This is a genomic window from Caldalkalibacillus thermarum (assembly GCF_014644735.1).
Taxonomy (GTDB): Bacteria; Bacillota; Bacilli; order Caldalkalibacillales; family Caldalkalibacillaceae; genus Caldalkalibacillus; species Caldalkalibacillus thermarum.
In genome coordinates this window covers 1-26,398 of record NZ_BMKZ01000033.1, presented here as the reverse complement: position 1 = coordinate 26,398, position 26,398 = coordinate 1, and the positions used below count along the sequence as shown (strand labels likewise).

Below are 26,398 nucleotides of genomic sequence, written 5' to 3'. Positions count from 1 at the left end.
AGATGGGTAAAATTCATCTCTTGATGCGCAAGGAAGAGCTGATTGAAGAAAAGTTGCAGGACAAAGTGGTTGTTGTGCTGGATATCCTCCTGGCCACCACCACGATCGTGACCGTGTTGGAGCATGGGGCCAAAGAGGTGATCCCGGTCCTGGATGAGAAAGAAGCAAGGCAGAGAGCCAAAAGGTATTCCGCCGGGGAGCCTCTTTTGGCTGGTGAGTACCAAGGAAAAACCATTGACGGCTTTTTGGATCCTGGCCCCACTTTTTTAAAAGAAAAGGTAAAAGGCAAAACGGTCATCTTGTCCACCACCAACGGCACCGTTGCCATCCGCAAATCAGCTGGTGCTGAAAAGGTGTATATTGGTGCACTTTTAAATGGAGAGCGTGTGGCTCAAAAAATTGTGAGTGACCATCATGACAAAACCATCTTGATTGTCTGTTCCGGTTCAGGTGGTGCTTTTAATCTGGAAGATTTCTATGGTGCCGGATATTTGTCACATTGCTTGGTCCGGCATCAGCATCAACCGTGGGAGTTAACCGATGCGGCCCAGGCTGCCCTCTTGTTTTACCAGAGCCGGAAGGGGCAAGGGGAATCTGTTTTAAAATGCTCCCGCGTGGGACAGATGCTGATGCGCCAGGGGTTTGGCCATGAGGTCCTTTACGCCTTAAAGCGGGATGCCGCCCAAGTGGTTCCTTATTTAACGGAACAGGGTGCCATCAGGGGGTGTTTTGAGCCGGTAAAGGAACGAAGGTAAGCCAACAAACGAAAGTCAGCACATTTAAGGTGCAGAAGAGCCAAGATTTTGGGTGGAGGAGTGATGGGTGCGATGGAAACAACGGGTCAACGTACAGGGGGAGAATTTCTGGTCAGCCAGGTTGAAGCTGATGCCGTTTTCACACCGGAAGACTTGACAGAAGAGCAAAAAATGATCGTGGCCACTGCCAAAGATTTTGTCGAAGGTGAAGTAAACCCCCATTCGGAGGAAATCGAAAATCAGGATTTTGAGCTCACGGTTCGTCTACTAAGAAAAGCGGGAGAACTGGGCTTACTGGCCCACAGCATTCCGGAAGCGTACGGCGGGCTTGGTTTGGATAAAGTAACCAAAGGCATTGTCGGGGAGGCTTTAGGTGGCAGTGGATCATACGGTGTGGCCCACTCCAATCATACTTGTATTGCCACACTGCCGATCACCTATTTCGGAACGGAGGAACAAAAGAGAAGATACCTGCCCAAATTGGCTTCAGGTGAATATCTTGGGGCCTACTGTTTAACCGAGCCCTCTTCTGGTTCAGACGCCCTGGGTGCCAAAACGACGGCTGTCCTGAATGATGCCGGGACCCATTATGTGTTAAACGGGACCAAGCAATGGATTACCAATGCCGGCTTTGCCGACACGTTTATCGTCTATGCCAAGGTGGATGGGGAAAAGTTTACTGCCTTTATTGTGGAGAAAGACTTTCCCGGACTGTCCTTAGGCCTGGAAGAAAAAAAGATGGGGATTAAAGGGTCCTCTACTCGTTCCGTTATTCTGGAAAATTGCCCGGTCCCCGTTGAGAATGTGTTGGGTGAAGTGGGACGGGGCCACCTGATTGCCTTTACCGTGCTTAACCTGGGGCGTTACAACCTGGGTTTTGCCTGCACCGGGGGAGCCAAAAAAGCCCTGGAAGTGGCTGTGAAATATACGAAAGAGCGCTACCAGTTTAAGCGTCCCTTGTCTGCCTTTACCGCCACCCAAGAGAAGCTGGCCAATATGGCCATCCGCATCTATGCTTCGGAGTCGTTACAATACCGGACCGGCGGTTTGCTGGAGGAAGCATTGGGAGATTTATATGAGGAAACGGATCAAAACAAGGTGATCGAGGGATTGAGTGAGTTTGCCATCGAGTGTGCCATCTGCAAGGTGGTTGGCTCCGAAACCCTGGACCAAGTGGTGGATGAGGCCTTGCAGCTCCATGGGGGATACGGCTTTATGCAAGAGTATGCCGTTGAGCAGATGTACAGAGATGCCCGTATTCAACGTATCTTTGAAGGTACCAACGAAATTAACCGCCTGATTGTGCCAGGCTTCCTGCTCCGCAGGTCCAAAAAAGGCAAACTGGATTTGCAAGGGGCCATTGAACAGGCTGTGCAGGAATTGCATCAACCACAGTTGCCGGTTGAGGGACCGTTGGCTCAGGAACAAGAGATGATCTTAAGTTTAAGACGCCTTTTCCTGGTTGGCGCCGGATTGGCCTTGCAAACCTTGGGCGACAAGTTACAGGAAGAACAGGAAGTGTTAATGAAGTTGTCGGAGCTGGCAATTAACTTGTATGCGGCAGAGTCGGCGGTGCTGCGAGCCAAGAAAGCAGGAGGGCAAGGATTGAAAGCAGAACTGGCCCGTGCCTGTGCTGAAGATGTCCTGTTGGAAAGTGAGTTGATTGCCCGCCGGCTGGCCTGCGCGTTGACAACGGGAGAGCGTCAAGCGCTATATATCAAACTGTTTCAAAGAGAAATAGGCAAATACCGTTTTGAACAAACATTGCAAAGAAAAAGAGAGATTGCCTCCAGAGTGTTGGACGCTGAAAAATATGTGACGGAATAGGAGGGAGAGCATGCAACGTTTTCAGGATCTCATTGCTGTGGTCACGGGAGCTGGAAGTGGCATTGGAGCGGCGACAGCCAAGCGGCTGGCAACCGATGGCGCCCAGGTGGTGTTGGTGGGGCGCACAGAAGCAAAACTGGCGTCTGTTGCTGAGGAGATAGGCCCACAGGCTCATGTGTTTGCGGCTGACGTGACCCGGGAAACCGATGTGAAAGGCCTCGCTGCTTACGTCGAAAACACGTTTGGATTACAGAACGACAAATTTGTACAGGCCATTAAGCGGCACACCGCCTTAAGGCGGGTAGGCAAACCTGAAGAAATTGCCAATGTGATTGCCTTTGCTGCATCAAGCGAAGCCTCCTATATGACCGGGTCCGATTTGCTGGTGGATGGCGGCTGGTTGGTCAGCTAAACAACATGCTTTGATATGGAAGGGAGAGAAGGATCGTGAAAGCCATTCAATTTAAACAGTTTGGCGGACCGGAAGTACTGGAACTGGTCGAACTGAAACGCCCGCAACCAAAGGGAAAAGAAGTGCTAATTGAAATTAAGGCAATCGGTGTCAATTTTGCCGATATTGCCCGCCGGGAGGGGCAGTATGTGGTGCCTACCCCCTTACCCTATGTACCCGGCTCTGAGGTGGCCGGTGTGGTTTGTGAGGTAGGCGATGAAGTGGAGCAAGTCAAGGTGGGCCAGCGGGTGGTCACCTTGTTAGGCTCCAAAAGAGCCACAGGCTATGCCGAGTATACCCTGGCTGATGAACGTTCACTGGTACCCATTCCCGAGGGTGTGGATGATCGCCAGGCCGTCGCCCTTTTGGTGCAAGGTTTAACCGCTTATCATGTTTTAAAAACATCTGGGCAGCTGCAACAGGGAGAACGGGTCCTGGTCCATGCTGCGGCGGGCGGCGTGGGCACCTTGGCCGTGCAATTGGCGAAGCTGTTTGGCGCCGGCCAGGTGATTGCCACCGCCAGCTCAGAAGAAAAACGGCAAATCGCGCTCGATCTAGGGGCCGATGCTGCCGTTGATTACACCAGGGATGGGTGGGAGCAAAAAGTGCTGGAGCTGACAGAGAACCAGGGTGTGGATGTGGCTTTGGAAATGGTGGGTGGTTCTGTTTTTCACAAAACCTTATCTATTTTGGCTCCCTTTGGCCGCCTGGTGATTTACGGCTTGGCCAGCCAGGAAGCGCCGAAGTTTAATCCTGTCAAATTGATGGCCCAAAATTATACCGTGACTGGTTTCTTCCTGCCCCAAATCATGAGAAAGCAGGATTTATACCGGCAAAGTTTGAAAGAACTGTTGTCCTATGTCCAGCAGGGACAGCTTAAATTGATCATAGGAGGCGTCTATGCGCTGGAGGAAGCAGCCAAAGTACAAGCGTTGATGAAAGGAAGGAAAACCACCGGGAAACTGATTTTGGTGCCCTAGAGGTGGTTCGCCATGTTTACCCGCCAAACGTTTTTTGGCCGAGATTACCCAAGTTGTTAACGATGCCCCAAAGAGTGGCCAGTTAACAGTATGGTGGGTGTTGACGACAATTGAATAAACCGGAGAAGTGTTATCTATCGGGGTGTCCATTCAACGGCCGTTTAGATGCTCACTCACCCCTTCCTGCCTGCATATACTGTAGGCGCAGGCCTAAATTCTCACCCCTCAAGCACCACACTTTTTCCCCAGTCATAAAATAACTTGACTGTAACCTTTGCCTTGTATTTTTGAACCCGTGCAAGGAGGGGTGCTTATTGAAGGGGAAAGAGCAACACGGTAAGCCATTGCTGACCAACCGAGAACGAGAAGTGTTTGAACTACTGGTACAAGACAAGACGACCAAGGAGATTGCAGACCAGCTGTTTATCAGTGAAAAAACGGTCCGCAATCATATTTCAAATGTCATGCAGAAGCTTGGCGTCAAAGGTCGCTCCCAGGCTGTTGTTGAATTGGTCCGGTTAGGTGAATTAGATATTTAACATTAACAGCACGGCCCCGATTTTGGGGCCATTGTTTTTGTTGTTGAAAATCATCGGTAAAGAGGGGACAAAATGAACTTTCCTTTACATTCTTTGAGAGTATTGGATTTAAGCAGGTTGTTGCCAGGTCCCTACTGCACCATGCTTTTAGCGGACTTCGGTGCAGAAGTGATTAAAATAGAAGAGCCTGGGCTGGGAGATTATGCCCGTCTGTATGAACCCAAGTTAGGTACAGAGAGTGCCATGTTTTTTTCCTTAAACAGGAATAAAAAAAGCCTCAGTTTGAATTTGAAGGATGAACGGGGCAGAGCCATTTTTTTGGAGTTGGTGAAATCGGCTGATGTGCTTGTGGAATCTTTTCGGCCAGGTGTGATGGAACGGTTGGGCTTAGGCTATGAAACTTTAAAAGCTATTAATCCCAGGCTTATCTATTGCGCCATTACCGGCTATGGCCAGTCTGGACCCTATGCTCATTTGCCCGGTCACGATATTAACTATTTAAGTTTTACAGGTTTATTAGACCTGCAAGGAGAACGGGAAGGCAAGCCGGTCATCCCTGCGGTTCAGATTGCTGATATCGACGGAGGCGCATTAATGGCCGCAGTAGGCATTTTGTTGGCGCTTCAGGCACGGCAAAAGACCGGGCGGGGGCAGTTTATTGATGTCTCTATGATGGATGGGGTGCTTTCCTGGCTAGAGACCAGCCTGCCAGCTTTTCTGGCCTCCAAAACGCTGCCCTGGCGCGGCCAATTGCCCTTGTCAGGGGGATTGGCTTGTTATCAAGTGTATGAAACAGCGGATCAGCGCTTTCTGGCTGTGGGTGCCTTAGAACATAAATTTTGGCAGGTTTTTTGTGAAGAAATCGGACGGCCGGAGTATGTTTCACGGCTTCATGCACCCCAGGAAGAACAGGAGCAAATGAAAGCAGACATTGCTGAGATCATCAAGAGCCGGACGCAAGCAGAATGGTTGAAGCGGTTCCAAGGGAAGGAGGCTTGCGTTACCCCTGTAAAAAATCTAGAAGAAGCACTAAAAGATCCGCAAGTGAATCATCGTGAAATGATTGTGGAGGTTGAACATCCGGAGTTAGGTTTAGTGAAACAGCTGGGGATCCCCATTAAACTGTCGGAGACGGCAGGGGCGATCCGCACTTTGGCTCCCAAACGGGGTGAGCACACGGCAGAACTGTTAGCTGAACTGGGTTATTCCAGTGATGAGATCGCACAACTCAGGCAGGACAAGGTGATAGATGGATAGGTTTATCACTTAATTAAAAGAAAGGAAGATGGCCATGCGTGAAGCTGTTATCGTAGAAGCAGTCCGCACCCCTATTGGCAGACGGAACGGCGCTTTAAGCCAGATCCGTCCTGATGAACTTGCTGCAGAAGCATTAAAAGAATTGGTTGCCCGGGCGGGGATTTCACCTGAAATCATTGATGATGTGATTATGGGTTGCGTCTCCCAAGTGGGAGAACAAGCGGCAGACATTGGACGGGTGGCTGCTTTAATTGCCGGTTATCCGGTTGAGGTTCCCGGCACCACGATAGACCGCCAGTGTGGCAGCAGCCAACAGGCCGTTCATTTTGCTGCCCAGGCCATCTTAAGCGGTGATATGGATGTGGTCGTTGCCGCCGGTGTGGAAAGCATGTCCCGGGTCCCCATGTTCTCCAACCTGCAGGGGGCCGGGTGGAGTGAAAAACTGACCTCCCGCTATGAAATGATTCACCAAGGATTGTCAGCCGAGAGAATTGCAAAAAAATGGGGCTTCAGCCGCGAGCAGCTGGATGAATTCGCTTTAGAAAGCCATCACAAGGCGGTGCAAGCCCAAAAAGAAGGCCGTTTTGAACGTGAAATTATGCCTGTTGAGGTCACCCTTCCTGACGGGACAAAAACCATGGTTACCCAAGATGAAGGGCCCAGAGAGGATACCTCACTGGAAAAACTGTCCCAGCTTAAACCTTCGTTTAAGGAAGACGGGGTCATTCATGCAGGCAACGCCAGTCAAATCAGCGACGGTGCTGCAGCTCTTCTCTTGATGTCCAGGGAGAAGGCGGAAAAACTTGGCTTGAGGCCACGTTTTCGCATCCTGGCCCGGGTGGTTGTGGGTTCAGATCCGACTTTAATGTTAACCGGGCCTATACCGGCTACTGAGAAGGTGCTGCGGAAGGCAGGTTTAAGTTTGGATGATATTGATGTGTTTGAAGTCAATGAGGCCTTTGCTCCGGTTCCCTTGGCCTGGCTGGCTGAAACGGGAGCTGATCCACACAAATTGAACCCCAATGGCGGCGCTATCGCGTTGGGCCATCCGCTCGGCGCCTCTGGGGCCCGGTTGATGACAACCATGATGCATGAACTGGAGCGTACTGGCGGCCGTTACGGGCTGCAAACAATGTGTGAAGGTCACGGGATGGCCAATGCGACTATCATTGAGCGTTTGGATTAGCTAACATATACATGAATGAGAATAATCGGAATAGAATATCCACTGGGCAAGGAGGAAAGTCATGAATATTCGGGAAAAGGTCGCTGTTGTTACCGGGGGAGCATCCGGGTTGGGTGAAGCGACAGTCAAAAAAATTGTCGCTCTAGGTGGAAAAGCCGTTATCTTAGATTTAGCCGCCGAAAAAGGAAAGCAATTGAGTGAGGCGTTGGGGGAGGGTGCGCTGTTTATTCAAACGGATGTCACCAGTGAAGCGGATGTGCAAAAGGCCCTCCAACAGTCCCTTGAGACTTTTGGGGCCATACACATCGCTGTCAACTGCGCCGGTATTGGCATTGCCGAGAAAGTATTAAGCAAAAACAAGACGCACAGCCTCGCTTCATTCAGTAAAGTCATCCAAGTCAATCTGATCGGGACATTTAACGTGATTCGCCTGGCAGCGGAGAAGATGGTTGACAATACTCCCACTGAAGACGGTGAACGGGGGGTGATTATCAACACGGCTTCCGTGGCCGCCTTTGAGGGACAGATTGGGCAGGCCGCCTACAGCGCTTCTAAGGGCGGGGTCGTGGGGATGACCCTGCCCATTGCCAGGGAACTGGCCAGGTACGGCATCCGGGTGATGACCATTGCCCCCGGGCTGTTTGACACACCTTTGTTTGCTTCTTTGCCCGAAGAAGCACGGAAGGCGTTGGGGGCCTCTGTTCCATTTCCGTCCAGATTAGGTTATCCGGAGGAATATGCCCGCCTGGTGCAAAGCATTGTGGAGAACCCCATGTTAAACGGAGAGACCATCCGTCTGGACGGTGCATTGCGCATGCCGCCCCGGTGAATGTCTCGGAACAACCTCCGCGTCTGTTTGCTGCCCCTGGGTGAGATTACCGTCGTAAAGTGAGACCGGTATTAAGAAGACCCCGTCCATATGGCGGGGTTATTCAATTACTGATTTTTATTTATTAATTTAAATTCCTAAAATTACATGTTTAATAAAAAACATTAAATTTTTTATAAAAAAAAGAGGATTTGCTAGGCCTTATGTCGTATATATAGTAACAGTCCGCCTTATCTGGACAATGTATGGATAGTTGAATAAGCATGGTGAAGCGCAGGAAGGAGGAAGCACGTGACACAGCCCATCTTGGAAGTAAAAAATCTGCGAACCCATTTTTATACGGATGATGGAGAAATTCCTGCCGTAGACAACGTCAGTTTCCATATAAACAAAGGGGAAGTTTTAGGGATCGTGGGAGAGTCTGGCTGCGGCAAAAGTGTCACCTCGTTGTCCATTATGAGGCTCGTGCCCGATCCTCCCGGGAAAATTGTGGGCGGTGAAATCCTGTTTAACAACGAGGACTTGGTCAAGGTCAAAGAGAAGCGCATGCGGTCCATACGGGGCAATGATATCGCCATGATCTTTCAGGAACCAATGACGTCGCTGAATCCTGTGTTTACGATTGGCCGCCAGGTGAGCGAGGCGATCAGGATACATAAAAAAGTAAGCAAACAAAAGGCCAGGGAAATGGCTATAGACATGATTAGGAGCGTGGGTATCCCCCGGCCGGAGCAAATTGTGGATGCCTACCCCCACCAACTGTCAGGGGGGATGCGGCAGCGGGTGATGATTGCCATGGCCATGTCCTGTGAGCCGCTCCTGCTCATCGCTGATGAACCTACCACTGCCCTGGATGTGACCATTCAAGCCCAGATCTTGGATCTTATGAAAACACTAAATAAGGAAAAAGGGACAGCGATTATGCTGATTACTCATGATTTGGGTGTTGTGGCAGATATTTGTGACCGGGTCATTGTCATGTACAGTGGGCAAATCATTGAAGAAGGGGATGTGCGAACTATATTAAAAAATCCCAAACATCCCTATACACAAGGACTGATCAAGTCTTTGCCCAAGTTGCACCAAAAGGCAGAGCGTCTGTATTCTATCCCCGGTCAGGTTCCCAAACCGGGCACCATCAAGCAAGGATGCCGCTTTGCCCCCCGCTGTGAATTTGTTTTTGACGCTTGTTATCTACAAGATCCAGAACTGTTAGAGATGAGCCCTGGACACCGTTGCCGGTGTTTATTGTACGAACGGGAAGGAGGGGCACAAGTTGGCTGAAACCTTGCTGGAGGTGCGCCATCTCAAAAAGTATTTTGACATCACAGGGGGAATTTTCGGACGTAAGATCGGGGAAGTGAAAGCCGTTGATGATGTGTCGTTTACGGTATACAAAGGGGAAGTGTTAAGCCTGGTCGGGGAGAGCGGTTGCGGAAAGTCGACCACAGGCCGGGTCATTTTACGCCTGATTGAACCGACAAGCGGCCAGATTATATTTGCCAATCATGACATAACCAAACTAAGTTTCAAAGAGATGCGGCGGGTGAGGCGGGATATGCAGATGGTGTTCCAAGACCCGTATGCCTCCCTTGATCCGCGTCATACCGTGGAGAAAATTATCAGCGCACCGCTCAGGGTGCATGGAATTGGCACCCGCAAAGAACAGCGGGAGCGGGTTTATGAACTTTTAGAAGTTGTGGGGCTTTCCAGTTACCATGCCAAGCGTTATCCCCATCAGTTTAGCGGGGGACAGAGACAGCGGATCGGCATTGCCCGTGCCCTGGCGATCAACCCCAAGCTGATTATAGCGGATGAACCAGTCTCGGCGCTGGATGTGTCCATCCAGGCCCAGGTGCTTAATTTGTTAAAAGATTTGCAACAAAAATTTGATCTGACTTATATCTTTATTTCCCATGACTTGAGTGTGGTGCGGCACATTTCTGACCGCGTAGGAGTCATGTATCTGGGACGCCTGGTTGAACTGGCTCCAACTGATGCTTTGTATGACAATCCCAAACACCCTTATACCCAGGCTTTGCTTTCAGCTGTGCCTGTGGTGGACCCGGACTATAAACAAGAACGGATTATTTTAAAGGGGGATGTCCCCAGTCCGGCTAATCCGCCAAGCGGTTGCGCCTTCCACACCCGCTGCCCGCAGGCGATGGAGATTTGCAAGGAACAGCGTCCGTCACTTTTAAACGATGGCAACGGTCATTTCGTGGCTTGTCACCTCTATCCGGAGACACACCAAGCCACGTGATGATATAAAAAGTTCTACATATAAAGGGGGAAACAGCATGCCAAGAAAATTTTTTAACTTTGTTGTGCTTCTGCTCTCACTTGCACTTGTTTTGGCGGCTTGTGGCGGCCAAGATACGTCAGCCCCGGCAGATCCCGGTGCTGATGCAGATGAACAGGAAGAAACCGCAGAGGAACCCCGGGGAGAGCAAACCCTAATTTTCGCCCGTGGGGGAGATTCGGTCAGCCTTGATTTTGCCAGTGTCACCGATGGGGAGTCGTCACGGGTCACCAAGCAAATCTTTGAAACCCTGGTGGAGTTTGAACCTGATTCCTTCGAGGTAAAACCGGGGCTGGCCCATGACTGGGACATCTCTGAGGACGGCCTCAGTTATACCTTTTACCTGCGCCAAGGGGTGAAGTTCCACGATGGGACGGATTTTAACGCCGATGCGGTCATTTTTAACTTTGAACGTTGGTCTGATCCTGATCATCCTTACCACTTTGCTGAAGAAGGATTCGACTACTCGGTTTACGGCTCCTTATTCGGCGGGTTTAAAGGGGATGAGGGCCATGTGATCGAAGAAATTGTCAAACATGATGATTATACTGTTGAGTTTAAATTAAAGCGACCCATGGCAGCCTTTATCCAAAATCTGGGGGCTAACTACTTCGCGATCGCCTCCCCGGCCAGCTTTGAAGAATACGGTCCACAAATTACGGAGAATCCTGTGGGAACCGGTCCCTTTGTGTTTAAAGAGTGGCGCAAAAATGACACGATCATATTGGAGAAGAATCCGGACTACTGGCAAGAAGGACTGCCTAAACTGGATCGCATCATTTTTAAGGTGATCCCGGACAATTCAGCCCGCTTTACCGCGTTGCGTGCCGGGGAAATTGACATCATGGACGGTTTAAATCCCGATGACGTCCCTGTAGTGGAGTCGGATCCCAATTTGCAATTGTTTGAGCGGGCACCCAATAATGTGGGCTATTTAGGTTTTAATGTGCAAAAACCGCCTTTTGATAATCCCAAGGTGCGCCGGGCGCTTAATCATGCCGTGAACAAAGAGGCGCTGATTGCCGGTCTATACAACAATCTGGCCATTCCGGCCAAAAACCCTGTGCCGCCTGGATACCTTGGCTATCATGACGGCATAGAGGAATATGAGTATAATCCGGAGCTGGCCAAACAGCTCCTGGCCGAGGCCGGTTATCCTGACGGCTTTGAATTTGACCTGTGGACCATGCCTGTGGCCCGTCCGTATATGCCTGATCCTGAAAAAGCAGCGGAAGCTTTGCAGGAAGATTTCCGTAAAGTAGGATTGACGGCCAACATTGTCACCAAGGAATGGGCGACCTACCTGGAAGAAACACAGGAAGGGAAGCAGGACGTGTTTATGCTGGGCTGGTCCGGGGTGAATGGGGATCCTGACTATTTCCTGTATAACTTGTTGAGTGGCTATGCGATCCCGGGAGGCAACCGGACTTTCTATGATAATCCGGAGGTTAATGAATTGCTGGTTCAAGCCCAAAACATTTTAGATCCGGATGAAAGGGCGGCCGTATACCGGAAAGCCCAGGAGATTATCCATGAAGACGCACCTTGGATTCCCCTGGTGCATAACACACCTGTGCTTGCTGGACGCAGCCACGTCAAAAATTACGTTCCGCATCCCTCAACAAGTGAATCTCTCATGTACGTGGAGCTTGAATAAGGGATGAAAAAGCCCTGAGGGTAGTACGGCCTCCATACTGCCCTTTTTTTTCTTCTCAATATTTCCAGAATTGCTGGCAGAAGAGGTGGAATCATGCTCGCTTACATCATACGACGTCTGCTGATGCTCATTCCGGTTTTGATTGGGATGTCACTCATTACGTTTTCCATTGTGCACCTTATCCCAGGCAATCCGGCTCAAACGATTCTGGGTGAACAAGCCACCCCGGAAGCGATTGCTGAACTTGAGGAACGGCTGGGATTGAATGAGCCGTATTGGGTGCAGTATGGCCTCTATGTCAAAGGTTTGTTATCAGGTGATTTGGGCACGTCGCTCAGGACACGGACGCCTATTGCCGAGGAAATTGTTCCTTTTCTGGCGGCGACCATTGAGTTGACCTTTTTCGCTATGGCCTTTGCCATCATTGTTGGTGTTAATGCTGGCATTATTAGTGCCTGGAAACAAAATTCCTGGTTTGATTATACCAGCATGCTGATTGCCTTAATCGGCGTTTCTATGCCGGTGTTTTGGCTGGCTTTGATGCAGCAGTGGATTTTTGCCCAGGAATTACAGTGGTTACCCGCCTTCGGGCGCCAAAATCCCAGGGATCCGGTAGAAACGGTCACTCACCTGTACCTGATCGACAGTTTATTAAGCGGACGGCTGGATCAATTTTGGACAACCATTAAACATTTAATCCTTCCCGGGGTAGCGCTGGGCACCATTCCCATGGCCATTATTGCCCGCATGACCCGCTCCAGCATGCTGGAAGTGCTGCGCTCGGATTATATCCGCACTTCCCGGGCCAAAGGAGTTCATCAATTTTTTATCATTTATGGCCACGCTTTGAAAAACGCCATGATTCCAGTTTTAACGGTGGTGGGCTTGCAAACGGGAACATTATTAGGCGGCGCCATTTTGACCGAAACCATCTTCAGTTTTCCAGGCATGGGCTGGTACATGTACGAAGCGATTTCCAACCGCGATTACCCGGTAATACAATCGGGGATTTTGGTCATTGCCCTTATTTTTGTGCTTATTAATTTAATGGTTGATTTGCTATACGCCTGGCTTGATCCCAGAATCAATTTCCGATGAGAGGTGACCCATGTCATGGAACCAAAAGCAGACCATTCCAATCAAGCTCTGGTCCAACAGATGGCCATTGATCAGCCTGCCTCTTCCCCTTGGCGGGATGTGTTCAGGTCACTCAGGCGCAATAAGTTGGCTATGGTCGGGGCCGGCATTATTTTGTTTTTTGTTTTACTAGCTTTAACCGCTCCGTTTATCACCTCGTACGAGTACCATGAGCAGGACATGATGAACCGTTTGCAGCCGCCATCAAGCGAACATTGGTTTGGCACCGATGATTTTGGCCGGGATATCTTTACCCGGATTGTGTACGGGGCCCGCATCTCCTTGCAGGTCGGCTTTTTTGCCGTCACGGGCGCTTTGGTTTTTGGAACATTGCTAGGAATGCTGGCAGGCTACTATGGTGGCTGGGTGGACATGCTCATCTCCCGCCTCTTTGATATTATGCTGGCTTTTCCAGCCATTTTGTTGGCCATCGCCATTGTGGCCATCCTGGGTCCATCTTTGGAAAATGCCCTCATTGCTATTGCTATTGTTAATATTCCCATCTTCGGCCGTTTGGTGCGCTCCAAAGTGCTCAGCCTGAAAGAGGAAGAGTTTGTCATGGCGGCTAAAGCCCAGGGCATGAGAAACAGCCAGATTATTGTTCAGCATATATTGCCCAACAGCCTGGCTCCCATTATTGTCCAAGCCTCGCTGGGGTTTGGCACAGCCATCTTGGAAGCGGCTGCCCTTGGTTTTTTGGGTCTAGGTGCGGCAGCTCCCACACCTGAATGGGGAAAAATGCTGTCTGACTCCCGCGCTTTTATTCAATCGGCTCCATGGACGGTGCTGGCCCCTGGGTTGTCCATTATGCTTTTGGTGTTAGGCTTTAATTTAATCGGGGACGGTTTGCGGGATGCCCTTGATCCCAAACTGAAGCATTGATGGCCAGGACTAGTGATTGCCCAGGACTGTCCGCTGTGACAGGCCAACCTGTCTAACCCTCTGGTCCTTATTCAAATAGTGACAGGGGCCAGGGAAATAGGTATAATGGTGAGAAAAGTATAAGAAATATGAAATATGAAAAGGAGTGGAGACAGATGGCGGAAGAGCGTCAATACGGGTTTGAAACCATTTGTTTGCATGAGGGACAAAAGGTGGACCCGGCCACAGGCGCGCGGGCGGTTCCTATTTATCAAACCACTTCCTACCAGTTTGAGAGCACGGAGCATGCAGCTAACCTGTTTGGCTTAAAGGAATTTGGCAACATTTACACCCGCATTATGAATCCTACCAATGATGCCTTTGAAAAAACCATTGCTAAACTGGAAGGAGGGGTAGGGGCTCTGGCGGTTTCCTCCGGCCAAGCCGCTATTACATACGCCATTCTCAACATTGCCGGGGCAGGAGACGAGATTGTGTCGTCCACTTCTCTGTATGGCGGAACGTACAATCTGTTCTCCACCACTTTACCCAAAATCGGAGTGACCGTCCGTTTTGCAGACATTAATCATCCCGAGCAGTTTAAAGCGGCCATTAATGAGAAAACGAAAGCTATTTTTATTGAAGTGATCGGCAATCCCAAAATGGATGTGGCCGATATTGAACAGATTGCCAACCTGGCCCATGAAGCAGGCTTACCCCTGATTGTGGACAACACGTTTGCTACCCCCTATTTGTGCCAGCCCATTAAACATGGAGCGGACATTGTGGTGCATTCGGCTACGAAGTTTATTGGAGGACACGGCACATCGATCGGCGGTGTGATTGTGGATTCGGGTAAATTTAATTGGGACAACGGCAAATTTCCGGGACTGACAGAGCCGGATCCCAGTTATCATGGGGTGGTTTATACGCGCGATTTTGGTCCCATGGCCTATATTATCAAGGCCCGGGTACAGCTCTTGCGCGACATGGGTTCAGCCATGTCTCCGTTTAATGCCTTTCTGTTCATTCAGGGGTTGGAAACACTCAGCTTGCGCATGGAGCGTCACAGCGAAAATGCCTTGAAAGTGGCCCAGTTTTTAAGCGAACATCCCAAGGTGGAATGGGTGAACTATCCGGGATTGGAAGGCAACCCCTATTATGAATTGGCCCAAAAATACCTCCCCAAAGGCCAGGGAGCCATTCTCACCTTCGGGGTTCAAGGAGGGGCCAAAGCAGGGGAAACGCTGATTAACCATGTGCAGCTCTTTTCCCATCTGGCCAATGTGGGCGATGCCAAATCTCTGATCATCCATCCGGCCAGCACCACCCATCAACAATTAAGCGAGGAAGAACAGCGTCAAGCAGGGGTCACGCCGGAAATGGTCCGTTTGTCAGTGGGGATTGAAACCATTGATGATATTCTTTATGATTTGGAACAAGCTTTAGCACACATTTAACACATCTTCTTGGTTCAGTCATAAAGTAAAAAAAGGGGCATCATGGCGCATGCAAGTCAAAAACATGATGGAAGAGCTGGTTAAGGACTTAGTTTTTGAGCATTGGGACAGTTTGAACATGCCTTGTTCGTGTGAGGTTTGCCGGGCAGACGTACTGGCTCTGGCTTTGAATACCCTCCCGCCGCGCTACGTGAATCTTACTCGCAAACAAGGATGTGCGTATGTGAAAGCAGAATTTTTTAACATTCAGTCTGAGGCTAATATTTTACAAGAAATTGTGCGCGTAGCCCAGATTGTGAAGCGTCGTCCCTCCCACAACTAGGCCTGCCAGATCAATGTTCACACAGGGAAAAGAGCGTGTGTTTGCACCGTTCTGAGACTTTTCACCCTCTGGTCTTCTGCAACAGGCTTGTTCTCTGTTATAATAATCATAGTTTATCATGAAGGTGGAGGACGACGGTGGAAAAGAAGACGACTCCATACACAGAAGAACAAGTCTTTGAAATTGAACGTGAACTGCGTTATATCAGCTCCATTATTAAGCAAAAAGGAAGGGAAATTTTAGCAGACTTTCCAATCACGCCTCCCCAGTTTGTGGCTTTGCAGTGGCTGAATGAAGAGGGAGATATGACGATTGGTGAATTGTCAAATAAAATGTATCTGGCCTGCAGTACAACGACAGATCTCGTGGACCGGATGGAAAGCAATGGCCTAGTAGAGCGAGTGCGCGACACCAATGACCGGCGTGTGGTGCGGATTCATCTCAAGGAGAAAGGAAAAAACATTATTCTGGACGTGCTCAAAGCACGGCGGGAGTATTTAGCCTCTATCCTTAGTAATTTTTCCCAGGAGCAAGTGGCCGAGTTGGCCCGTTCCCTGGAATTGTTACACAATGAAATGAAGCAGGAAAGGGAAAACGTATAGCTTCCCTCCCTACTAGCTTCTTAAATGAGATGCGGGTGCGTCAACAACGAAACATCTGGGAAAAGGAAGCGATTGTGTTGAATAAGCCTATAGCGGTGATTGATTCAGGCGTTGGTGGTTTGACTGTGGTTCAAGAGCTGCTCCGGCAGCTGCCCCGGGAGGAGATTGTTTATTTTGGGGATACGGCCCGTTGTCCGTACGGTCCCCGTCCACAAGAGGAAGTGAGACGTTTTTCTTATCAAATGTTAGACTTTCTTGATCAGTTTGAGCCCAAGATGATTGTGATTGCCTGTAACACGGCTACTGCCGTTATTCTGGAAGAATTGCAGCAAATCAATGACAAGCCGGTCGTAGGTGTGATTCACCCCGGCGTCAGGGCAGCCATTAAAGCGACTGTGCTTGGGCGCATAGGTGTGATCGGCACTCAGGGAACCATTGCCAGCGGGCTATATGAAAAGGCGCTGAAACAGATTCATCCCCATTTGTATGTCAAAAGCTTGGCTTGCCCTGATTTTGTCCCACTTGTGGAACAAGGGGAATATCAAACCGGCAAAGCCTATGAGATAGTCCGCAGGTCACTCCTGCCTCTTTTGGATGAGAATTTGGATACATTGGTCTTGGGCTGCACCCACTACCCCATTTTAGCTCCGGTGATCCAGGATGTGATGGGAGAAGATGTAAAGTTGATCAGTTCGGCTGACGAAACCGCCCGGGAAGTCAGCACCTTGCTGTTTCATAAAAACATGCTTTCCCAAAAGTTTGAACGGCCGGAGCATCTGTTTTTTACCAGTGGCGATGCAGAGCAATTTAAGCGCATTGCTGAAGCTTGGCTTGACATGCCTGTCAACGTCAGCCAAGTTTCTTTGGCCAAACAGGTCTAGCACTCCGCATGGCGCAGCGAGTGAAGACAAGAGAATGAATACAGTCAAACTGTCCCAGGTGGCTGTCAAAAGAGACAGCCGCCTTATGCATTTTTTAGAGAAAATCCACCTTCTTTGTTCTGACCTGGCAAGGGTTATCCCTGAAAGCAGCGGCGCTTTTGTCCGGTGCTTTTATTTTTTTGTCATACAGGGGGACAATCGGTTATATATTAGTTCCAGAGCTCGTAAATATAGTACAAACCTAGCCGTGGGAGGGAATTGACATGGGAAGATATAAGGTGGCCCTGCTGCTTTCCGTCTTGGTCCTAGCCGCCGTTTACTTATCAGGTTGCATCTTTGGCCCAAGCCGGGATACGGGTTCAACACCGATTGACCCGCCTCAGGAAGACTATTTCAATGAAAGTGATGAGATTGAGTTTGATCTGAAGGAGGAGGAGTCTGAAGAAGGCGCCGCAGAACAAGAAGAAGGAACAGCTGAAGCAGCCGGGACAACGGAGCGCACCATTTTTGTCTTTGATCATGAAGGCCGGGTCGTTCCGTTAACCGTCAAAGTGCCCCAGACAGAGGGAGTCGCCAAGCAAGCTTTGGAATACCTGGTCGTTGACGGACCGGTAACAGAGCAGCTTCCAGATGGCATGCGAGCCGTCTTGCCGCCCGGGACTGAGATGACAGTCAAAATTGACAGTGATGAAAAAACCGCTATCGTGGACTTTTCAGCCGAGTTTAAAAATTACAATCCTGAAGACGAAAAGGGGATATTAGAGGCGATCACCTACACCTTAACGGAATTTGACAATATTGAAAAAGTGAAAATTATGATCAATGGCTACTATCAAGATACAATGCCAGTCAATGGCACGCCGATCAATCAGCCCCTTTCCCGCAAAGACGGGATCAATCTTGAGGTGGCTGAAGGGACGCAAATTGGCAACAATTCTGTTGTCACCCTGTACTTCAGAGGGCAGAGTCCAAGCGGCAACTTTGATTATTATGTACCTGTATCCAGGGTGATCCCCCAAACGGATAATTTGTTAAAGGCGACAATTGAGGAGCTCATTTCAGGCCCCTTGTCCGGATCCGGTTTGTATTCCCTGCTCTCCAATGAGATTAAGCTGCTTGAAGCGTCTTTGGAGAAAGATACCGCTGTGCTCAACTTCAGTCAAAACTTGATCAATGAAGCAGATAAAGAAGATGCCGTTTCAAGTGAGATAATAAACGCGATCGTTCTCTCGGTAACTGAATTGGAACCCGTTAAACAGGTCAAGCTGTTAGTGGAAGGGAGCGCCAAAGCGGCTGGTCTCTCCGAACCTGTTTCCCGGCCGGATGAAGTGAATGCTGCTAGCTTTTAAAGATGAGGATTGGTATAATAGAGGGGCAAAAAGAGGTAGCATTGCTGCTTACCTCTTTTTCTCCTTTATGATAAAGTAAGGATTATGGTTAAGTTAGGATGCTTGAAACAATTGGCTGGATGAAAAAACCCGGGCTGAACACCCTATAACAGAATAGGAGAATTAGAGGAGAGGAAGTGTGTAATGCGGAAAGATCAACGCGGTTCGGACCAGCTCCGCCAAGTCAAGATTCATCCCCATTATATTAAACATGCGGAAGGTTCCGTTTTGATTGAAGTGGGCGATACGCGGGTGATTTGTACCGCTACTGTCGAAGATAAAGTGCCCCCGTTCATGCGCGGACAGGGTAAAGGCTGGGTGACGGCAGAATATGCCATGTTGCCCCGGGCTACCGAGCAGCGCAACGTGCGTGAATCGTCCAAAGGAAAATTAAGCGGCCGCACCATGGAGATTCAGCGTTTGATTGGCCGTGCCTTGCGTTCTGTTGTTGACTTGGAAGCATTGGGAGAGCGAACCATCTGGCTGGACTGTGACGTCATCCAAGCGGATGGAGGAACACGCACAACTTCGATCACCGGTGCCTTTATCGCCTTGTGTTTTGCTTTGCACAAACTGGTGGAGACAGAACAACTCAACCATCTGCCTGTGCGAGATTTTTTGGCAGCCACCAGTGTGGGCATACTGGAGGACGATCTCATTTTATTGGATCTTTGCTATGAAGAAGATGCCCAAGCCCGTGTGGACATGAACGTGGTGATGACTGGCAAGGGGGAATTCGTGGAGATTCAGGGCACAGGTGAAGAGCATCCCTTTACCCGCGATCAGTTAAATGTCCTGCTTGCTTATGCGGAGAAAGGGATTCAGGAGTTGATCATGGTGCAAAAGGATGTGTTGGGCCCGGTTGCATACCTGATCGGCCGTCAGCCGGAACCGGATTCTGTTGCAAATGAACAGCCCAGTACAGAACAGGTTAGCACAGAACAGACCAGCACTGAGGAACAGCTGTCCAATTAAAACGGAAGGAGTATCGTAGGGTGAAGGTGTTGCTGGCGACCAAAAATCGCGGAAAGCAAAAGGAGTACGCCATGATGCTAAAACCCTTGGGGATTCAAGTGCTCACCCTTGAGGATATGCCAGGCGAAGCTCCTGACGTGGTTGAAGATGGAGCCACATTTGAAGAAAATGCCCTTAAAAAGGCAGAGGCCTATCATCGCCATTACAAACTGCCCGCCATGGCAGACGACTCCGGCCTCACGGTGGATGCACTTGAAGGCAGGCCAGGTGTTTTCTCAGCCCGTTATGCGGGAGAGCATGCTTCCGATGAGGACAATATCGCCAAGTTGTTGGCGGAGCTGGAGGGGATTCCCCTCCAACAGCGTACGGCCCGCTTCATTTGTGTGATCGCTTATGTGGATGGCCAAGGTGATCCCATTATTGCCAAGGGCAGTTGTGAGGGGCATATTGCCCTTCAACCTTCCGGCTCTTTTGGTTTTGGATATGACCCGGTTTTCTATTTACCAAGCTTTCAAAAGACCATGGCCCAACTTCCACCGGAGGAAAAGAACCGCATCAGTCACCGTTTTAACGCCTTAAAGAATTTTGTACGGAACTTGTCTGACCGCGGGATTGGAATAGGAGGTTGACTCCTGCTCAAAAGTGGTGTATATTATATGATGTCGCTGGCGGGTTAACCGCCAGCATCGGGCGGGCGTAGTTTAGTGGTAGAACTCCAGCCTTCCAAGCTGGTAGCGTGGGTTCGATTCCCATCGCCCGCTCCACTTGAATTGATGATTGCAAATCAGAATACACTGTTTGCGTCCCAGTAGCTCAGCTGGATAGAGCAGCGGCCTTCTAAGCCGTCGGTCAGGGGTTCGAATCCTCTCTGGGACGCCATTTTTATTTTTTAAAGGGTTAGCCAAGCAAATTAAGCGTGTTTCTGTTACATATGCCCTTGACTTTCAGTGGCATTTTTTTGCATTATGAAAGCATACGCTGGTAAAAGTAGGTGCTTGCGGTGAGTGACAATCTGATTCCGTATCCCTTTCGGAAAAACCAAGGTTTGTCCACAAATCCGGCTTCTCCTGAACGGCAAGAGGGCCTTTCTCCGGCGCTCATATCTCGCTGGCAGCAAGGGCTCTTAAGTGAAAGGTATGCCAGACAGTGGCAAACGTTTGAAGAGATGGCCCATTTTACAGATTTGAGAGTTATGAAACTTCTGGAACATTTCTTTCTGTCTGACCAAGGGGATTGGACGTTGAAAACCAAAATCTTGCAGACAATCAGGCGCACCTGTCCCTGGCCCATCTCTTTCCAGGTGAAAAAAGGAGAGAACATCCAGTGTGTCAATATTCAAGATGTGCCCCTCTCCTTTGAACACTGGCCGGAAAAAGTGCTGCGCCCCTGTTTGACATTGGAGGAGACAAGTGCTGATAATCCCAGCCTGGTCGCTATGGCTAAGGAATTATGGGTCTATGGCTTGGAAAAGCATTATCCCTTTTTGCCGGACTTCACCAATCATTTACAGTGGACAGCAGCACTCCATTATTATACATTAAATGTAATTGATCCGGAATTGGCCGGGCGGAGCCTAGAACGCGATTTGCCTCAACTTTATCAGCTGACAACTTCTGTTATTCAACAGCAGGCAGAGGAGCTCACCGGCTGGCTGATGCAATTGTAGGGTTTGTTGAAAAACCTTAGTATATGTTATAATAAAGTGGTTATCCTTTAAGTTCCAATACATAGGTTCATTTTTTAACGTTTTAATTGTTCTAAATCAGGGAAGGAATGTTGAGGAGGGAACAGCTCAAGATGAGTGCAAAATGGGAAAAAATTGATAATCATCAAGGGGTCTTGACCGTTGAGGTAGATAAAGAAGAGTTTGCCAAAGCCCTTGACCAAGCCTTTAAAAAAGTGGTTAAGAAGGTGCAAGTTCCCGGCTTCCGCAAAGGAAGAGTGCCGCGCAAAATTTTTGAAGCCCGCTTTGGCGTGGAGGCTCTCTACCAAGATGCTTTGGACATTATTTTACCCAAGGCTTACCAACAAGCAGTGGAAGAGACCGGGATAGAACCTGTTGACCGCCCTGAGGTGGACATTGAGCAGTTGGAAAAAGATAAAAACCTGATTTTTAAAGCGACAGTGACCGTTAAGCCTGAAGTTCAACTGGGCGAATATAAAGGCCTGGAAGTGCCAGAAAAAGATTTCTCCGTGACCGACGAACAGGTAGAAGAGGAGCTGAACAGGGTCAGGGAACGGCAAGCTGAACTGATTGTCGTGGAAGATGGAGAGGTTCAGCAAGGTGACATGGCCGTCATTAACTTTGAAGGTTTTATCGACGGTGAACCCTTTGAAGGCGGCAAAGGAGAAAACTACAGCCTGGAAATCGGCTCTAATACGTTTATTCCAGGCTTTGAAGACCAATTAATAGGTATGAAAAAAGGGGAAGAAAAAGAAATTAAGGTCACCTTCCCCGAGGACTACCATGCTGAGGAATACCGGGGCAAAGAAGCCACCTTCAAGGTGAAAGTGAATGAAATCAAGCGCAAAAAACTGCCTGAGTTAGATGATGAATTTGCCAAAGATGTCTCTGAGTTTGACACCCTGGAGGAGTATAAAGCCGATTTGCGCAAGAAATTAGAAGCAAGGGCCAAAGAGGAAGAAGAAAACTACAAACGGGAAACGGTAGTGGAAAAAGCAGCTGAAAATGCCACGATCGACATTCCCCAAGTGATGATCGATCACGAAATTGAACACATGATCAGCGATTTCGAACAGCGCTTGCGCCTGCAAGGGCTTGATCTTGATACCTACTTTACATTCACCGGCACTGATCTGGAAGGACTGAAAGAACAGTTTAAAGAAGCTGCCGAAAAGCGGGTGCGTATCAACCTGACCTTGGAGGCGATTGCCAAGGCCGAAAATATCGAGGTAACAGAGGAAGATATGGAGGCCGAGCTGGAAAGATTAGCTGAACTGTACGGCCGCGACAAAGACGAAATTAAGAAAGTCTTTGCAGGGCAAGGCAACGAGTCCTCCATCCGGGAAGACATCAAGATGAGAAAGACCATCGATCTGTTGGTCAATCACAGCAAAACAGTTGCATAAACTAGGATATTAAAGTTAACATTAGAAACAAGGTACGTGTTTATACGTGCCTTGTTTCATAACCAATATGTTTTAATATAAAGGGAGTGGTCCAATGAACCTGATACCGTATGTTGTGGAACAAACCAATCGCGGTGAAAGGGCTTACGATATCTATTCACGCCTGTTAAAGGACCGCATTATTTTTCTAGGCACCCCCATCGATGATCATGTGGCCAACAGTGTCATTGCCCAACTTTTGTTTTTGGCGGCTGAAGACCCAGAAAAAGATGTGTATCTATACATAAATTCTCCCGGAGGTTCTGTGACCGCCGGGTTGGCGATTTACGATACTATGCAATACATAAAACCTGATGTCTCCACCATCTGTGTGGGTCTGGCTGCCAGTATGGGCTCGTTCCTATTGGCGGCTGGTGCAAAAGGCAAGCGCTTTGCCCTGCCTAACAGTGAAATCATGATGCACCAACCTTTGGGCGGGGTAAAAGGGCAAGCCGCGGATATTAAAATCCATGCTGACTGGATTATCAAAACAAAACAAAAATTAAACCGTATTTACGCCGAACGGACGGGGCAACCGGTGGAAAAAATCGAGCGGGATACGGACCGGGACTTCTTCATGAGTGCGGAAGAAGCAAAGGAATACGGCTTGGTGGATCAGGTGATCAGCCGGGTCAACCAAAGCTAAAGGGGTGATAACATGTTTAAGTTCAATGACGAAAAAGGCCAACTGAAATGTTCATTCTGCGGCAAATCACAGGACCAGGTGCGCAAACTTGTCGCCGGGCCTGGTGTTTATATATGTGATGAATGTATCGAGCTGTGCACCGAAATTGTAGAAGAAGAACTGGGGCACGAAGAGGAGCTGGATCTCAAGGAATTACCGAAGCCCCATGAAATTCGCAAGCATTTGGATGATTACGTCATCGGGCAAGATATGGCCAAGAAGGCGCTTTCTGTCGCCGTGTACAATCACTATAAGCGCATTCGTTCCGGATCCAAAAACGATGATGTGGAACTGTCCAAAAGCAACATTTTGCTTTTGGGGCCGACAGGGAGCGGTAAAACCCTGCTGGCCCAAACCCTGGCCCGCATCCTCAATGTGCCTTTCGCGATTGCCGATGCCACGTCCCTGACCGAAGCCGGATATGTGGGTGAGGATGTGGAAAACATCCTGCTCAAATTGATTCAAGCGGCTGATTATGATGTGGAACGGGCTGAACATGGGATCATCTATATTGATGAAATCGATAAAGTGGCCCGCAAGTCGGAAAACCCGTCAATTACGCGCGACGTTTCCGGTGAGGGTGTGCAGCAAGCCCTGCTTAAAATCCTGGAAGGCACCACCGCCAGTGTTCCGCCTCAAGGCGGGCGCAAACACCCGCACCAAGAGTTTATTCAGATTGATACGACCAACATTTTGTTTATTTGCGGCGGTGCCTTTGACGGGTTGGAACAAATCATCAAGCGCCGCATCGGCAAGAAGGTGATTGGTTTCGGCACCGCATCCGAGAGCCGGGAGTTGAAACCGGGAGAATATTTGTCTAAAGTGCTGCCAGAGGATTTAATTAAATTTGGTTTAATCCCGGAGTTTGTCGGCCGCCTGCCCGTTGTGGCAACCTTGGAGCCGCTGGATGAAGAGGCTCTGATGGACATTTTGACCAAGCCGAAAAACGCCTTGGTTAAACAGTACCAGAAATTGATGGAAATGGATAACGTCGAGCTGGAATTTGAAGAGGAAGCTTTGCGCGCCATTGCCAGAGAGGCCATCAAACGCAACACCGGGGCTCGCGGGTTGCGGTCCATCATTGAGTCCATTATGCTGGATGTGATGTTTGATTTGCCGTCCCGCAATGATATCAAGAAATGCCTGATTACCAAAAGCGTCGTGGAAAATCAGCTGCCACCGGTGCTGATTACGACGGAAGGGCAAGTGCTGCAAAACGAAAAACCAAAAGAAAGTGCCTGATCCATCATTGCCATAAATCGCTAGCTGCTTAAGGGTTTCTTAAGCAGCTTTTTTGTTTATCTCCCCTTCCATGAGGCAATACTACAAAATATCAACAGGAAATCTTGTCAAGCGTCGGGGAGTGAATAACAATGGATTTTATGATGATCGTGATCCTGATTCAGGTGTTCTTTGGGATCATCATCGGGCTCTATTTTTGGAATTTGTTGCGCAATCAGCGATCCAGCCGCATCGCTGTCGACAGGGAATCAAAAAAGGAATTGGAACAGTTGCGCCGCCTGCGTTCGATCTCCTTGACAGAGCCCCTGAACGAAAAGGTGCGGCCCACGTCATTTAGTGAGATCATCGGTCAAGAAAGCGGCATCCGCGCGCTGCGGGCAGCCCTGTGCGGCCCTAACCCACAGCATGTGATTATTTATGGACCTCCCGGGGTAGGGAAAACAGCAGCAGCCCGTCTTGTTTTGGAAGAAGCCAAAAAAATGAGCAATTCCCCTTTCAGGGAGGATGCCAAGTTCGTGGAACTGGATGCGACGACGGCCCGCTTTGATGAGCGGGGCATTGCCGATCCATTAATCGGTTCGGTACACGATCCCATCTACCAGGGGGCCGGGGCCATGGGACAGGCAGGCATCCCCCAGCCTAAGCCTGGAGCCGTGACTAAGGCGCATGGAGGGGTCCTTTTTATTGATGAAATAGGCGAATTGCATCCCATCCAAATGAATAAATTATTAAAAGTCCTTGAAGACCGCAGAGTCTATTTGGAGAGTGCCTACTACAGCGAAGAGAACCCTCAGATCCCAACGCATATCCATGATATTTTCCAGAACGGGTTACCTGCCGATTTTCGTCTGATTGGCGCCACCACCCGTACCCCGGACGAAATCCCGCCAGCGATCCGTTCCCGTTGTCTGGAGATTTTCTTCCGCTCCCTGAAACCGGATGAAATCGCGAAAATTTCCCGCAATGCCATCAAGAAAATTCAGTTTGATTATGAAGAAGGCGCTATTGACGTGATTACACGCTATGCCACCAACGGACGGGAAGCGGTTAATGTGATTCAGCTTGCCTCAGGGATTGCCTTAAGCGAAGGACGCAATATGATTAAAACCAGTGATGTGGAGTGGGTGATTCACAGCAGCCAGAAGTCGCCCCGTCCGGAGAAAAAAGTTCCCTCTGAAGCTCAAGTTGGATTTGTCAATGGTTTGGCCGTTTACGGACCTAATATGGGTGCCTTGCTTGAGATTGAAGTGACAGCCATTCCCGTGAAGGACGGCTCGAGGGGCACGATCAATATCACCGGAGTAGCTGAAGAAGAAACCATGGGCAACCGGGGCCGCTCTATCCGGCGCAAATCAATGGCCAAGGGTTCCATTGAGAACGTGCTGACGGTATTGAGGCGTACGGATATCGACCCGTACGCTTATGATTTGCATGTCAACTTCCCAGGCGGCATTCCCATTGACGGTCCGTCGGCCGGTATCGCCATGGCTACTGCCATTTACTCTGCGATTAAGAATATCCCGGTAGACAACAAGCTGGCCATGACGGGAGAAATCAGCATTCACGGCAAGGTCAAGCCGGTTGGCGGTGTCGTGGCCAAAGTGGAAGCTGCTCAACAGGCGGGATGTACCCGTGTCATTATTCCCCGCGAAAATGATCAGGCCATTTTCAGAGACCTGGATCATCTCGAAGTGATTCCAGTTGACCATCTGGATGAGGTCCTGAAACTGGCCCTTGTCAAGGAGGAAACGGAGCAAGGGGTGGACCTTCCGCGGGAAGCCGATATCTTGACGGCCCAAACCTCTCCTGTCAGCTGATCGCTCCCGGTATGAGTAAAATTTCAGAGGGCAAACACACATTCGCCAATCCCTCTTCATGCCGTTAATAGCTCGTCTGTTAACGGCATGAAGAGGCCCCTAAAAAGCAAAAGACA

General features: G+C 49.4%; 25 protein-coding genes and 2 tRNA genes. All 27 read left to right on the top strand.

Annotated elements, in window-relative coordinates; all coding sequences use genetic code 11:
* The first annotated feature begins 2 nt into the window (after positions 1–2).
* The 27 genes from IEW48_RS12315 to lonB all read left to right on the top strand — a co-directional run bounded on the left by IEW48_RS12315 (position 3) and on the right by lonB (position 26,282).
* A complete protein-coding gene (locus tag IEW48_RS12315; protein WP_188624019.1) occupies positions 3–755 on the top strand; it encodes a 2-phosphosulfolactate phosphatase in 753 nt (250 codons plus the stop codon).
* A 72-nt stretch (positions 756–827) separates the two neighbouring features.
* Complete coding sequence (locus IEW48_RS12310; RefSeq protein ID WP_188624035.1) at positions 828–2,582, top strand: acyl-CoA dehydrogenase FadE; 1,755 nt, start codon at positions 828–830, stop codon at positions 2,580–2,582.
* Positions 2,583–2,592: 10 nt separating this feature from the next.
* Positions 2,593–2,994 carry an SDR family NAD(P)-dependent oxidoreductase gene (locus tag IEW48_RS12305; RefSeq protein WP_188624018.1) on the top strand — a complete coding sequence of 134 codons (402 nt, stop codon included), beginning with the start codon at positions 2,593–2,595 and terminating at the stop codon, positions 2,992–2,994.
* Positions 2,995–3,029: 35 nt separating this feature from the next.
* Positions 3,030–4,013, top strand: a complete 984-nt coding sequence (locus IEW48_RS12300) for a quinone oxidoreductase family protein (RefSeq protein WP_188624017.1) — start codon at positions 3,030–3,032, stop codon at positions 4,011–4,013.
* A gap of 314 nt (positions 4,014–4,327) precedes the next feature.
* Positions 4,328–4,552 (top strand): helix-turn-helix domain-containing protein, encoded by a 225-nt coding sequence (locus IEW48_RS12295; protein WP_188624016.1) that lies wholly within the window; start codon positions 4,328–4,330, stop codon positions 4,550–4,552.
* A 72-nt stretch (positions 4,553–4,624) separates the two neighbouring features.
* Positions 4,625–5,809, top strand: coding sequence for a CaiB/BaiF CoA transferase family protein (locus tag IEW48_RS12290; protein ID WP_188624015.1), 1,185 nt, complete (start codon positions 4,625–4,627; stop codon positions 5,807–5,809).
* A gap of 34 nt (positions 5,810–5,843) precedes the next feature.
* The gene (locus IEW48_RS12285) at positions 5,844–6,995 is read left to right on the top strand and encodes a thiolase family protein (protein WP_188624014.1); all 1,152 of its coding nucleotides are present in this window, start codon (positions 5,844–5,846) and stop codon (positions 6,993–6,995) included.
* A gap of 61 nt (positions 6,996–7,056) precedes the next feature.
* Positions 7,057–7,824 (top strand): 3-hydroxyacyl-CoA dehydrogenase, encoded by a 768-nt coding sequence (locus IEW48_RS12280; RefSeq protein ID WP_188624013.1) that lies wholly within the window; start codon positions 7,057–7,059, stop codon positions 7,822–7,824.
* A 291-nt stretch (positions 7,825–8,115) separates the two neighbouring features.
* Positions 8,116–9,108 carry an ABC transporter ATP-binding protein gene (locus IEW48_RS12275; RefSeq protein WP_188624012.1) on the top strand — a complete coding sequence of 331 codons (993 nt, stop codon included), beginning with the start codon at positions 8,116–8,118 and terminating at the stop codon, positions 9,106–9,108.
* Entirely contained in the window at positions 9,101–10,087 is a 987-nt protein-coding gene (locus IEW48_RS12270; RefSeq protein WP_188624011.1) for an ABC transporter ATP-binding protein, read from the top strand. The genes IEW48_RS12275 and IEW48_RS12270 overlap by 8 nt, the downstream gene beginning before the upstream one ends.
* Positions 10,088–10,124: 37 nt before the next feature.
* The gene (locus IEW48_RS12265) at positions 10,125–11,783 is read left to right on the top strand and encodes an ABC transporter substrate-binding protein (RefSeq protein ID WP_188624010.1); all 1,659 of its coding nucleotides are present in this window, start codon (positions 10,125–10,127) and stop codon (positions 11,781–11,783) included.
* Between the two features lie 93 nt (positions 11,784–11,876).
* The gene (locus IEW48_RS12260) at positions 11,877–12,881 is read left to right on the top strand and encodes an ABC transporter permease (RefSeq protein ID WP_188624009.1); all 1,005 of its coding nucleotides are present in this window, start codon (positions 11,877–11,879) and stop codon (positions 12,879–12,881) included.
* 60 nt (positions 12,882–12,941) lie between these two features.
* Positions 12,942–13,802 (top strand): nickel transporter permease, encoded by an 861-nt coding sequence (nikC, locus tag IEW48_RS12255; protein ID WP_229704035.1) that lies wholly within the window; start codon positions 12,942–12,944, stop codon positions 13,800–13,802.
* 155 nt (positions 13,803–13,957) lie between these two features.
* Positions 13,958–15,241, top strand: a complete 1,284-nt coding sequence (locus tag IEW48_RS12250; protein ID WP_188624007.1) for a homocysteine synthase — start codon at positions 13,958–13,960, stop codon at positions 15,239–15,241.
* 49 nt (positions 15,242–15,290) lie between these two features.
* Positions 15,291–15,563: a late competence development ComFB family protein gene (locus tag IEW48_RS12245; RefSeq protein ID WP_188624006.1), complete on the top strand. Its 273-nt coding sequence runs from the start codon at positions 15,291–15,293 to the stop codon at positions 15,561–15,563.
* Between the two features lie 137 nt (positions 15,564–15,700).
* Positions 15,701–16,165, top strand: a complete 465-nt coding sequence (locus tag IEW48_RS12240; RefSeq protein WP_188624005.1) for a MarR family winged helix-turn-helix transcriptional regulator — start codon at positions 15,701–15,703, stop codon at positions 16,163–16,165.
* Between the two features lie 35 nt (positions 16,166–16,200).
* Positions 16,201–17,046, top strand: a complete 846-nt coding sequence (gene racE / locus IEW48_RS12235) for a glutamate racemase (RefSeq protein ID WP_276529783.1) — start codon at positions 16,201–16,203, stop codon at positions 17,044–17,046.
* Positions 17,047–17,309: 263 nt separating this feature from the next.
* Positions 17,310–18,395 carry a GerMN domain-containing protein gene (locus IEW48_RS12230; protein ID WP_188624003.1) on the top strand — a complete coding sequence of 362 codons (1,086 nt, stop codon included), beginning with the start codon at positions 17,310–17,312 and terminating at the stop codon, positions 18,393–18,395.
* Between the two features lie 183 nt (positions 18,396–18,578).
* On the top strand, positions 18,579–19,409 hold the full coding sequence (gene rph / locus IEW48_RS12225; RefSeq protein WP_188624002.1) for a ribonuclease PH: 831 nt from the start codon (positions 18,579–18,581) through the stop codon (positions 19,407–19,409).
* 71 nt (positions 19,410–19,480) lie between these two features.
* Entirely contained in the window at positions 19,481–20,038 is a 558-nt protein-coding gene (rdgB, locus tag IEW48_RS12220) for an RdgB/HAM1 family non-canonical purine NTP pyrophosphatase (RefSeq protein WP_229704033.1), read from the top strand.
* 61 nt (positions 20,039–20,099) lie between these two features.
* Positions 20,100–20,173, top strand: a tRNA-Gly gene (locus IEW48_RS12215).
* A 38-nt stretch (positions 20,174–20,211) separates the two neighbouring features.
* Positions 20,212–20,288: transfer RNA gene (locus IEW48_RS12210), tRNA-Arg, on the top strand.
* A 121-nt stretch (positions 20,289–20,409) separates the two neighbouring features.
* A complete protein-coding gene (locus IEW48_RS12205; protein ID WP_188624000.1) occupies positions 20,410–21,075 on the top strand; it encodes a hypothetical protein in 666 nt (221 codons plus the stop codon).
* 131 nt (positions 21,076–21,206) lie between these two features.
* Positions 21,207–22,499, top strand: coding sequence for a trigger factor (gene tig, locus IEW48_RS12200; protein WP_188623999.1), 1,293 nt, complete (start codon positions 21,207–21,209; stop codon positions 22,497–22,499).
* A 94-nt stretch (positions 22,500–22,593) separates the two neighbouring features.
* Complete coding sequence (clpP, locus tag IEW48_RS12195; RefSeq protein ID WP_188623998.1) at positions 22,594–23,184, top strand: ATP-dependent Clp endopeptidase proteolytic subunit ClpP; 591 nt, start codon at positions 22,594–22,596, stop codon at positions 23,182–23,184.
* 12 nt (positions 23,185–23,196) lie between these two features.
* Positions 23,197–24,465: an ATP-dependent protease ATP-binding subunit ClpX gene (gene clpX / locus IEW48_RS12190; RefSeq protein WP_188623997.1), complete on the top strand. Its 1,269-nt coding sequence runs from the start codon at positions 23,197–23,199 to the stop codon at positions 24,463–24,465.
* 131 nt (positions 24,466–24,596) lie between these two features.
* On the top strand, positions 24,597–26,282 hold the full coding sequence (gene lonB, locus IEW48_RS12185) for an ATP-dependent protease LonB (protein WP_188623996.1): 1,686 nt from the start codon (positions 24,597–24,599) through the stop codon (positions 26,280–26,282).
* The last annotated feature ends 116 nt before the right edge of the window (positions 26,283–26,398 follow it).